This window comes from Vibrio sp. Vb0349 (assembly GCF_033338975.1).
In genome coordinates, this window is the sequence record NZ_JAWOTS010000221.1 from 1 (window position 1) to 1355 (window position 1355).

General features: G+C 47.5%; 1 protein-coding gene. It reads left to right on the top strand.

Annotated features, from left to right (window positions below; all coding sequences use genetic code 11):
* The coding region (locus R7Q47_RS24715) for a DNA topoisomerase III (RefSeq protein WP_318089906.1) at positions 1 to 1355 on the top strand (1355 nt) is incomplete at both ends.

A 1355-nucleotide genomic window follows, 5' to 3' on the forward strand; every position in this document is an offset into this window, starting at 1 on the left:
TGTTTATTGCTGAAAAACACAGTCTAGGCCGTGCTATTGCGGCTGCTTTACCTAATCCCCAAAAGAAAGACCAAGGCTTTATCCGTTGTGGAAATGGTGATGTGGTGACGTGGTGTATTGGTCATTTGCTAGAGCAAGTTGAGCCAGACGCTTACGATGAACGCTACAAAAAATGGAACATGGCCGATCTGCCGATTGTTCCTCAGCAATGGCAACTTAGACCGAGAAAAAGTGCCAGTAAGCAGTTAACCGTGATTCGTAAATTGCTCAAAGAAGCAACTGAAGTGATTCATGCGGGAGACCCAGACCGTGAAGGGCAGTTATTAGTTGATGAGGTTCTCGACTACTGCAAGCTTTCCAAGACTAAGAAAGAAGCGACACAGCGTTTGCTGATTTCTGACTTGAACTTACCTGCAGTGAAGCGCGCACTAAGCTCAATGCGCAGTAATCGTGATTTTATTCCTCTGTCTGTTTCCGCTCTCGCGCGCTCACGGGCGGATTGGTTGTATGGAATGAATATGTCTCGCGCTTATACCTTGCTGGGACAAAAGGCTGGCTACCTAGGTGTGCTCTCGGTTGGGCGTGTGCAAACTCCGGTTCTAGGGCTTGTCGTCCGTCGAGATGAAGAAATTGAAAACTTTGTTCCGAAAGATTACTTCACGCTGCACGCATTGATCCCGTATCAAGACCAAAATGGGGCGTTTGATATTCGCGCACGCTGGAAACCCAGTGAGGCTTGCAAACCATGGCAGGATGAAGAAGGGCGAGTATTAAATCGCAAGTTAGTCGAAAACGTCGCTAATCGGATCGCGAACCAGCCAGCGATAGTGAAGGAATCAGAGCAGAAGCAAACCAAGCAATCTGCACCATTGCCATATTCATTATCTGCTTTGCAGATTGATGCAGCAAAGCGTTATGGCATGAGTGCGCAGCAAGTGCTAGATACTTGTCAGGCACTATACGAAAAGCACAAACTGATCACTTATCCGCGTTCTGATTGTCGCTACTTGCCGTTGGAGCATTATTCTCAAGCTGGAACGGTTACATCCGCTATTGCAAACAACGCCAAAGAACTGCAAAGCGCAGTGAATGGTGCCGACTTATCGATTAAGTCGAAAGCGTGGAATGACAAAAAAGTCGATGCTCACCACGCCATCATTCCAACGCCTAAGCAAGCCAACGTTAATGCACTGTCTGGCAACGAAATGAAAGTGTATCAGCTCATTGCGCGCCAATATTTAATGCAGTTTTATCCTGCGGCTGTCTATGCCGAAGCGAAATTGGTATTCGACATCGCTGGTGGCATTTTCATCGCTAAAGGCCGTCAACTTGTTTCGCCGGGGTGGAAAGCACTG